Source organism: Thauera linaloolentis 47Lol = DSM 12138, from assembly GCF_000310205.1.
Classification (GTDB): domain Bacteria; phylum Pseudomonadota; class Gammaproteobacteria; order Burkholderiales; family Rhodocyclaceae; genus Thauera; species Thauera linaloolentis.
In genome coordinates, this window is record NZ_AMXE01000107.1 from 1 (window position 1) to 9,335 (window position 9,335).

Below are 9,335 nucleotides of genomic sequence, written 5' to 3' on the forward strand. Positions count from 1 at the left end.
CCTGCCGCGCGGCGGCCATCGCCGTCCGCGGCCCGGCGGCGCCCGCCTTCTCCCGCGCCGGCGCGGGCCTCATCGCCCGCCTTCCACGCCCCGCGCCGTGTCTTCCCCCTCTCCTTCCCAATACCCCGACCGGTTGTAGACCGCCTTCAGGTAATCGATGAAATGCCGCACCTTGGCCGGCAGATAGCGCTGCTGCGGGTACACCGCCTGGATGTCGTAGCTCGGCGCGGCGAAGTCATCGAGCACCGTCACCAGTTCACCCCGCCGCAGTTCGGCCTGGATCTCCCAGGTCGAGCGCCAGCCCACGCCCAGGCCCTGCTTCACCCAGTCGAACAGCAGTTCGCCGTCGTTGCAGGCCAGGTCGCCCTCGACGCGGACGGCGAACAGCTTGCCGTCGCGCACGAAGCTCCAGCCGCGCTGCTGGCCGCCGGCGAGGTTGAAGGCCAGGCTGTTGTGGCGCACGAGGTCTTCCGGCTGGCGCGGCACGCCGTGGCGCTCGAAGTAGTCCGGCGTGCCGCACACCACGCGGCGGTTGGGATACAGCCGCACCGGCACGTAGTTGGGGTCGGCAACCTCGCCGATGCGGATCGACATGTCGTAGCCCTCGCGCACCAGGTCGACCACGCTGTCGGTGAAGTTGAAGGACATCTTCAATTCCGGATGCAGGGCGCGAAAGCCCAGCGCATGCGGCGCCACGTGCCGCCGCCCGAAGGCGGCCGGCGCCGACACCACCAGGTGCCCACGCACTACGTTGCGCCCGGCGCTGATGCCGTGCTCGATCTCGTCGAACTCGCGCAGCAGTTGCCGGCATTGCTCCAGGAACTGCTCACCGAGGTCGGTCAGCGTCAGGCCGCGGGTGGAGCGGTGCATCAGCTTCACGCCGAGGCGCCGTTCCAGGCCGTCGAGGCGGCGCCCCATGATGACCGGCGTGACCCCTTCGACCAGGGCGGCGGCGGCGAAGCTGCCTTTTTCGGCAACGAGCGCGAAGCTGCGGATTTCGGTATGGCGGTCCATTGCATTCAATACCTGAAGTATCGACAGAAACGATTTATACACCCATTCAGTCTTCGCCGCGGACTGCTTATCCTGCAGCCATCGGATTCGTCCAACATCCCCGGAAGGAGACAGTGAAATGGCCCGCATGAGAGCAGTCGATGCCGCAGCAGCGGTGATGCGCAAGGAAGGCGTGAGCACCGTGTTCGGCGTGCCCGGCGCCGCGATCAACCCGCTGTACTCGGCGATGAAGAAGAACGGCGGCTTCAACCACGTCCTCGGCCGCCACGTCGAAGGCGCCTCGCACATGGCCGAGGGCTACACCCGCGCCAAGGCCGGCAACATCGGCGTGTGCATCGGCACCTCGGGCCCGGCCGGCACCGACATGATCACCGGCCTGTACTCGGCCTCGGCCGACTCGATCCCCATCCTGTGCATCACCGGCCAGGCGCCGCGCGCCCGGCTGTACAAGGAAGACTTCCAGGCGGTGGACATCGAATCGATCGCCAAGACGGTGACCAAGTGGGCGGTCACCGTGCGCGAGCCGGCGCTGGTGCCGCGCGTGTTCCAGCAGGCCTTCAGCATCATGCGCTCGGGCCGCCCCGGGCCGGTGCTGATCGACCTGCCCTTCGACGTGCAGATGGCCGAAATCGAGTTCGACATCGACACCTACGAGCCGCTGCCCGCCTACAAGCCCGCCGCCACCCGCGCCCAGGCCGAGAAGGCGATGGAGATGCTCAACGCCGCCGAACGCCCGCTGATCGTCGCCGGCGGCGGCGTGCATAACGCCGATGCCGCCACCCGCCTGCAGGAATTCGCCGAACTCACCGGCGTGCCGGTGATCCCGACGCTGATGGGCTGGGGCAGCATTGCCGACGACCATCCGCTGATGGCAGGCATGGTCGGGCTGCAGACCTCGCACCGCTACGGCAACGCGACGATGCTGGCCGCCGACTTCGTGATCGGCATCGGCAATCGCTGGGCCAACCGCCACACCGGCTCGGTCGAGGTGTATACCGAGGGCCGCAAGTTCGTGCACATCGACATCGAGCCGACCCAGATCGGCCGCGTGTTCGGCCCCGACTACGGCATCGTGTCGGACGCCGGCGCCGCGCTCGACCGCCTGCTGGAAGTGGCGCGCGAGATGAAAGCCGCCGGCACGCTGCGCGACCGCGGCGCCTGGGTGGCCGACTGCCAGCAGCGCAAACGCACGCTGCAGCGCAAGACGCATTTCGACAACACGCCGATGAAGCCGCAGCGCGTGTACGAAGAAATGAACCAGGCTTTCGGCAAGGACACCTGCTACGTCAGCACGATCGGCCTGTCGCAGATCGCCGCCGCGCAGTTCCTGCACGTGTACAAGCCGCGCCACTGGATCAACTGCGGCCAGGCCGGCCCGCTGGGCTGGACCATCCCGGCCGCGCTGGGCGTGTGCGCCGCCGACCCGGAACGCAATGTGGTGGCGATCTCGGGCGACTACGACTTCCAGTTCATGATCGAGGAGCTGGCGGTGGGCGCGCAGTTCAAGCTGCCCTACATCCACGTGCTGGTGAACAACGCCTATCTCGGCCTGATCCGCCAGGCGCAGCGCGGCTTCGACATGGACTACTGCGTGCAGCTCGCGTTCGAGAACATCAACGCGCCGGAGACCGAAGGCTATGGCGTCGACCACGTCGCCGTGGTCGAAGGCCTGGGCTGCAAGGCGATCCGCGTGCGCAAGGCCGAAGACATCCAGCCCGCCTTTGCCCAGGCGCGGCAATGGATGAAAGAATTCCGCGTGCCCGTGGTGGTCGAGATCATCCTCGAGCGCGTGACCAACATCGCGATGGGAACCGAGATCAACGCCGTCAATGAATTCGAGGAACTCGCCGAGCGCGGCGAGGACGCCCCGACCGCGATCTCGATGCTCGACTGAGCGCCCGCCCGCAACCAACGACCGGAGAAGCCGACATGCCGAAGTTCAACGCCAACCTGACCATGCTGTTCAACGAACTGCCTTTCCTCGACCGCTTCCAGGCGGCGGCGGAAGCCGGCTTCAAGGGCGTGGAGTTCCTCTTCCCCTACGCCCTCGACAAGAACGAGCTCGCCGAGCGCCTCGACCGGCATGGCCTGGCCCAGGTACTGCACAACCTGCCGGCGGGCAACTGGGACGGCGGCGAGCGCGGCATCGCCTGCCACCCGGACCGCGTGGGCGAGTTCCAGGACGGCGTCGGCCGCGCCATCGAATACGCCGGCGCGCTCGGCTGCGGGCAGATCAACTGCCTGGCCGGCATCACGCCGGCCGGCGCCGATGCCGGCCAGGTGCACGAGACCCTGGTCGCCAACCTGCGCTTCGCCGCCGGCAAGCTGGGCGAGGCCGGCATCCGCCTGCTGATCGAGCCGATCAACACCTTCGACATCCCCGGCTTCCACGTCAATGGCACCGCGCAGGCGATCGCGCTGATCGACGAAGTGGGCTCGGACAACCTGTTCCTGCAGCACGACATCTACCACATGCAGCGCATGGAGGGCGAACTGGCCAGCACCATCGCCCGCCACCTGCCGCGCATCGCCCACATGCAGATCGCCGACAACCCCGGCCGCAACGAACCGGGCACGGGCGAGATCAACTACGCCTGGCTGTTCCGCTTCATCGACCGCCTCGGCTACGACGGCTGGATCGGCTGCGAATACAAGCCCGCCGCCGGCACCCGCGAGGGCCTGGGCTGGCTGAAGGCGCTGGCGGGCTGACGCGCGCACACCACGACCACACCCAACCCAAGGAGACAACATCATGGCCAACATCGGCTTCATCGGCCTCGGCATCATGGGCAGCCCCATGGCCGGCCATCTCATCAAGGGCGGCCACACCGTCTACGCCCACACCCGCGGCGACATCCCCGCCAGCCTGCTCGAAGCGGGCGCCAGGCCCTGCGCCAACGGCGCCGAAGTGGCGCGCCAGGCCGACATCATCATCACCATGGTGCCGGACACGCCGCACGTCGAGGATGCGCTGTTCAACCCCGAAGGCGTCGCCGCCGGCCTGTCCGCGGGCAAGATCGTGGTCGACATGAGCTCGATCTCGCCGGTCGCGACCAAGGACTTCGCCAAGCGCATCAACGCGCTCGGCTGCGAATACCTCGATGCACCGGTATCGGGCGGCGAGGTCGGCGCCAAGGCCGCCAGCCTGACGATCATGGTCGGCGGCAGCGAAGCGGCCTTCGGCAAGCTCAGACCGGTGTTCGAGCTGATGGGCAAGAACATCACCCTGGTCGGCGGCAATGGCGACGGCCAGATCACCAAGGTCGCCAACCAGATCATCGTCGCGCTGAACATCGAGGCCGTCGGCGAGGCACTGCTGCTGGCCGCCAAGGCCGGCGCCGACCCCGCCAAGGTGCGCCAGGCGCTGATGGGCGGCTTCGCCAACTCGCGCATCCTCGAAGTGCATGGCGAACGCATGGTCAAGCGCAGCTTCGACCCCGGCTTCCGCATCGAACTGCACCAGAAAGACCTGAACCTGGCGCTGACCACCGCCCGCCAGCTCGGCGTGTCGCTGCCCAACACCGCCTCGGCGCAGGAGCTGTTCAACGCCTGCGCCGCGCACGGCGGCAAGGCCTGGGACCACTCGGCCATGGTGCGCGCGCTGGAGAAGATGGCCAATTTCGAGATTGGACAATGATGCGGTCCAGGGCGGCCGGCTCGCCGGTCCGCCCACGCCAACCCCAACCCCAACCCCGATAATCATGAAGTGCCGGCATCGACCGGCACCCGGGCGACGGACCTTCTCCCTCCCCTCGACCGTCCGTCGCCCACCCACCGAAGGAGATCACGATGCGCCACCTTGCCATCGAAGTCGGATCGTTCCGCTTCGTCGCCCGCCTGGAGGAAGCCGCCGCGCCCAAGACCTGCGCCGCCTTCCTCGAACTGCTGCCGTTCTCGAACCAGGTCATCCACTCGCGCTGGAGCGGCGAAGCCGTGTGGGTGCCGCTGGGTGAGTTCGATACCGGCCTCGGCTTCGAGAACCACACCAGCCACCCTTCGCGCGGCGACATCCTGCTGTACCCGGGCGGCTTCTCCGAAACCGAGATCCTGTTCGCCTACGGCAGCAGCAGCTTCGCCAGCAAGATGGGGCAGCTCGCCGGCAACCACTTCCTGACCGTGGTCGAAGGCGGCGACCAACTCTACGAAATGGGCCGCACCGTGCTGTGGAAGGGCGCGCAGTGGATCCGTTTCACCGACATCGGCGAGCGCTGAACATGGAACCCACCTACCTCCTGAGCCTGGATGACGCCAGGCGCATTGCCGCCGCCGCCGAGGCCGAGGCCCGCGCCAAGGGCTGGGCGGTCAGCATCGCGATCTGCGACGCCGGCGGCCACGCCCTGTGGCTTCAGCGCATGGATGGCGCGCCGCTGATGAGCGCCGCCGTCGCCCCCGAGAAGGCGCGCACCTGCGTGCTGAGCGGCAAGCCGAGCAAGGCCTTCGAGGACATGGTCAACAATGGCCGCTTCGCCGCGCTGGCGATGCCGGTGGTGCCGCTCGAAGGCGGCGAACCGATCGTCGCCGGCGGCAAGCTCATCGGCGCCGTCGGCGTGTCCGGCGTCAAGGCCGGCGAGGACGCGCAGGTCGCCCGCGCGGGCGTCGCCGCCCTCGCGCTCACCGCACACCAGGAGAACCCGGCATGAAACGCGAACGCAGCGCCCGCATCCTCGCCACCCTCGGCCCCGCCAGTTCCAGCCGCGAACAGATCCGCGCGCTGGCCGAGGCCGGCGCCGACGTCTTCCGCCTCAACTTCAGCCACGGCAGCCACGACGACCACGCCGAACGGCTGCGGACAATCCGCGAGATCGAGCAGGAAATCGGCCGCCCGATCGGCGTGCTGATGGACCTGCAAGGCCCCAAGCTGCGCGTCGGCCGCTTTGCCGAAGGCAAGGTCACGCTGGCCGCCGGGGCCGGCTTCCGCCTCGACCTCGACTCCGCCGCGGGCGACGCCGCGCGCGCCAACCTGCCCCACCCCGAGATCTTCGCCGCGCTCGAAGCCGGCACCGAACTGCTGCTGGACGACGGCAAGCTGCGCCTGCGCGTCGATGCCTTCGGCCCCGATTTCGCCGACACCACGGTGCTGGTCGGCGGCGTGCTGTCCGACCGCAAGGGCGTCAACGTGCCCGGCGTTGTGCTGCCGATCTCGCCGCTGACCGCCAAGGACCGCATCGACCTCGACTTCGGCCTGGCGCTGGGCGTCGACTGGGTGGCGCTGTCCTTCGTGCAGCGCGCCGAGGACCTGCGCGAAGCGCGCGAGATCATCGGCGACCGCGCCTGGATCATGGCCAAGCTGGAAAAGCCCGCCGCCATCGACCAGCTCGATCCCATCGTCGCGCTGGCCGACGGCATCATGGTGGCGCGCGGCGACCTCGGCGTCGAACTGCCGCCGCAGCAGGTGCCGGTGCTGCAGCGGCGCATCGTGCGCGCCGCCCGCGCCGCCGGCAAGCCGGTGGTGGTGGCCACGCAGATGCTGGAATCGATGATCAACTCGCCGGTGCCCACGCGCGCCGAAGCCTCGGACGTCGCCACCGCGATCTACGACGGTGCCGACGCGGTGATGCTGTCGGCCGAATCGGCCTCGGGCCAGTACCCGGTCGAGGCGGTGGACATCATGCACCGCATCATCTGCGAGGTGGAACACGACCCCGCCTGGCGCGCCGGCCTCGAAACCAGCCATACGCCCGCCGGGGCGAACACGCCGGACGCGATCTGCTGCGCCCTGCGCCGCGTCGCCGGCCTGCTCGAACCGGCCGCCACCGTGGCCTACACCACCTCGGGCTTCAGCGCCCTGCGCGCCAGCCGCGAACGCCCGGTGGCCCCCATCCTCGCACTGACGCCGCAACTGGCGACGGCGCGCCGGCTGGCGCTGGCATGGGGCGTGCACCCGGTCCCGTTCGAGGAGGTGCATGACGTCACCGAAATGGTCGAGCATGCCGCGACCGCCGCGGTCAGCAACGCATTCGCCAGGGCCGGCGATGTCGTCGTCGTCATCGCCGGCATGCCCTTCGGCCGCAGCGGCGGCACCAACCTGCTGCACGTGGCGCGCATTCCGCGCTGAGCGGGCCTGGAGAGGCCGCAAATCAGCGCGGCCGCCCCAGGTTCAGGAAGCCGTGCAGCAAGCGGGTCAGGCGCGGCATCACCACCCAGGTCATCGTGGCCACGATCAATGCGGTCAGGACCGCAGTGCGCAGCAGGAAAGGCAGCGCCTGCAGCCAGGGCGCCACCAGCCACAGGAAGAACGACACGGTCGGGAAGATGCCCAGCCAGGTGACGAGCGCCATGCGCGCGCGCGGCGGGTGCATGCTGGCGGGCACGACCGCGGGCTGGAACCAGGCCTCGAGCCCGCTCAGGACGCGGAACGCGGGTTCGCCCTCGGCGACTTCGCGCAGGCGACCGAGGCATTGGGCCCGCGCTTCGCTGTGCTCCCAGACGTCGAGGTCGGCCTCCGAGGCGAAGTGGGTCACGATCTGGTAATCGCCCCCGGCCTGCTCGGGCGGAATGATGTCACCGCCCAGAAAGCCCTTGAAGGAGCGCATCCGGGCCAGCATCGCGCGCACCCGCGATTCGTATTCCGCCTCGCGCCCTGGGAGCGCGCGGCGGCGCGCGATGCGTGTGACGGACGGAGCGGTTTCGTTTGTCGGATCGTTCATCGCAGCGGATCCCCAGGCTGTTTCATCGGCACGACCGAGCATGCCCCGCGCCGGAGCGTCGGGCAACGGTCATCGTCAGCGCCCCAGATCCTTGGCCGTGGCGCCGGCGATGCCCCAGTTTTCCTTGGGCACGTCGTGGATCCAGACGCGCACGTTCTCCTTCGGCGCGCCGACTGCATCGACCAGCGCCTGGGTGACTTTCTCGATCACCGCGCGCTTCTGCTCTTCGCTGCGGCCTTCGATCATGTAGATCTGGGCAAATGGCATGGTTCTGCTCTCCGTGGTCGGGGGGGATTGGAGCGGCAGGCCTGGCCCGCCGCTGCGCGGGATCATTTGAAGCGGACCGACACCGAACCGAGTCCCTGCACCCGCAGCGTGACGTCGTCGCCCGGCTGCACCGCCACCGCTTCGGTGATGCCGCCGGACAGGATCAGCGTGCCGGCGGGGATGTCCTCGCCGCGCTCGCCCAGCATGTTGGCCAGCATCGCCACCGCCGCGGCCGGATGGCCCAGCACCGCCGCGCCGGCACCGAAGGCCACCGGCTCGCCGTTCTTTTCCAGCACGATGCCGGTGGTGCGCAGGTCCAGATCGGCGGCATCGCCCATCCTGCCGCCGACGACGAAGCGGCTCGACGAGCAGTTGTCGGCGACCACGCTCTTGAGATCGAACTTGAAGTCGCGGTAGCGGCTGTCGATGACCTCGATGGCCGGGATGACGAAATCGGTCGCGGCCAGCACCGTGCCGATGTGGCAGCCCGGCCCGCGCAGCGGCGCCTTGGTGACGAAGGCGATCTCGGGCTCGACCTTGGGATGGATCAGCTTCGCGGTGTCGATCTCGCCGCCCTCGGGCACGCTGAAATAGTCCGCCAGGAAGCCGAACACCGGCGTCTCGACGCCCATCTGCTTCATCTTGGCGTGCGAGGTCAGCCCGGCCTTGAGGCCGATGATCCGGCAGCCGCGCGCCACCTTGCGGCGCTTGATCTCGTCCTGGATGGCGTAGGCGTCATCCCAGTCCATGTCGGGGTGATCGTCGGTGATCTTGGGCGTGTCCTTCGCCTCCAGCTCGCAGGTTTCGAGGTGGATGGCGAGTTGCTCGATGGTTTCGCGTGACAGTTTCATGCCGCAACCCCCTTCGCCCTTGCGAGGTTCATGGCCGTATCCTCGATCATGTCCTCCTGTCCGCCGACCATGCCGCGCCGGCCCATCTCCACCAGGATTTCGCGCGCCGGCACGCCGTACTTCTTCTCGGCACGCTTGGCGAACAGCAGGAAGGAGCCATACACCCCCGCGTAGCCCAGCGTCAGCGCATCGCGGTCGATGCGGATCGGGAAGTCCATGATCGGCACCACGAGGTCCTCGGCCACGTCCTGGATCCTGAACACGTCCACCCCGGTCTCGATCCCCATCAGATCGCACACCGCGATGAACACTTCCATCGGCGTGTTCCCCGCCCCCGCACCCAGGCCCGCCGCCGCCGCGTCGATCCGCGTGGCCCCCGCTTCGAGCGCCGCCAGGCTGTTGGCCACCCCCATCGCCAGGTTGTGGTGGCCATGAAAACCCAGTTCCGTTTCCGGTTTCAGCGCTTCGCGCACGGCACTGAGGCGCGCCTTGACCGTGTCGGGCAGCAGGTGCCCGGCCGAGTCGGTGACGTAGATGCAGTTGGCGCCGTAGCCTT

11 protein-coding genes are annotated in these 9,335 nt (G+C 68.7%); 6 read left to right on the forward strand and 5 right to left on the reverse strand.

Going from position 1 to position 9,335, the window contains the following annotated elements; genetic code table 11:
- Positions 1-69: 69 nt before the first annotated feature.
- Complete coding sequence (locus C666_RS17350) at positions 70-1,014, reverse strand: LysR family transcriptional regulator (RefSeq protein ID WP_004345126.1); 945 nt, start codon at positions 1,012-1,014, stop codon at positions 70-72.
- A gap of 118 nt (positions 1,015-1,132) precedes the next feature.
- On the opposite strand from C666_RS17350, the gene gcl reads away from it, so the two are divergent.
- The 6 genes from gcl to pyk all read left to right on the forward strand — a co-directional run bounded on the left by gcl (position 1,133) and on the right by pyk (position 7,069).
- A complete protein-coding gene (gene gcl, locus C666_RS17355; RefSeq protein WP_004345128.1) occupies positions 1,133-2,908 on the forward strand; it encodes a glyoxylate carboligase in 1,776 nt (591 codons plus the stop codon).
- A gap of 35 nt (positions 2,909-2,943) precedes the next feature.
- Entirely contained in the window at positions 2,944-3,723 is a 780-nt protein-coding gene (gene hyi / locus C666_RS17360) for a hydroxypyruvate isomerase (protein WP_004345129.1), read from the forward strand.
- Positions 3,724-3,766: 43 nt separating this feature from the next.
- Positions 3,767-4,651, forward strand: coding sequence for a 2-hydroxy-3-oxopropionate reductase (locus C666_RS17365; protein WP_004345132.1), 885 nt, complete (start codon positions 3,767-3,769; stop codon positions 4,649-4,651).
- A 152-nt stretch (positions 4,652-4,803) separates the two neighbouring features.
- Positions 4,804-5,226 carry a DUF3830 family protein gene (locus tag C666_RS17370; RefSeq protein WP_004345134.1) on the forward strand — a complete coding sequence of 141 codons (423 nt, stop codon included), beginning with the start codon at positions 4,804-4,806 and terminating at the stop codon, positions 5,224-5,226.
- 2 nt (positions 5,227-5,228) lie between these two features.
- The gene (locus tag C666_RS17375; protein WP_004345135.1) at positions 5,229-5,654 is read left to right on the forward strand and encodes a GlcG/HbpS family heme-binding protein; all 426 of its coding nucleotides are present in this window, start codon (positions 5,229-5,231) and stop codon (positions 5,652-5,654) included.
- Positions 5,651-7,069 carry a pyruvate kinase gene (gene pyk / locus C666_RS17380; RefSeq protein WP_004345138.1) on the forward strand — a complete coding sequence of 473 codons (1,419 nt, stop codon included), beginning with the start codon at positions 5,651-5,653 and terminating at the stop codon, positions 7,067-7,069. Before C666_RS17375 ends, pyk begins: the two co-directional genes overlap by 4 nt.
- A 22-nt stretch (positions 7,070-7,091) precedes the next feature.
- Here pyk and C666_RS17385 read toward each other — a convergent pair whose 3' ends face one another.
- From C666_RS17385 to dmpG, 4 genes are all read right to left on the reverse strand, one after another.
- Complete coding sequence (locus C666_RS17385) at positions 7,092-7,661, reverse strand: antibiotic biosynthesis monooxygenase (protein WP_004345141.1); 570 nt, start codon at positions 7,659-7,661, stop codon at positions 7,092-7,094.
- Between the two features lie 75 nt (positions 7,662-7,736).
- Positions 7,737-7,928, reverse strand: coding sequence for a 2-hydroxymuconate tautomerase (gene thmT, locus C666_RS17390; RefSeq protein ID WP_004345143.1), 192 nt, complete (start codon positions 7,926-7,928; stop codon positions 7,737-7,739).
- A gap of 62 nt (positions 7,929-7,990) precedes the next feature.
- Positions 7,991-8,779, reverse strand: coding sequence for a 2-oxo-3-hexenedioate decarboxylase (gene dmpH, locus C666_RS17395; RefSeq protein ID WP_004345145.1), 789 nt, complete (start codon positions 8,777-8,779; stop codon positions 7,991-7,993).
- Positions 8,776-9,335: 4-hydroxy-2-oxovalerate aldolase (gene dmpG, locus C666_RS17400; protein WP_004345147.1), on the reverse strand; the 560-nt coding region annotated here is incomplete at its 5' end. The genes dmpH and dmpG, both read right to left, overlap by 4 nt.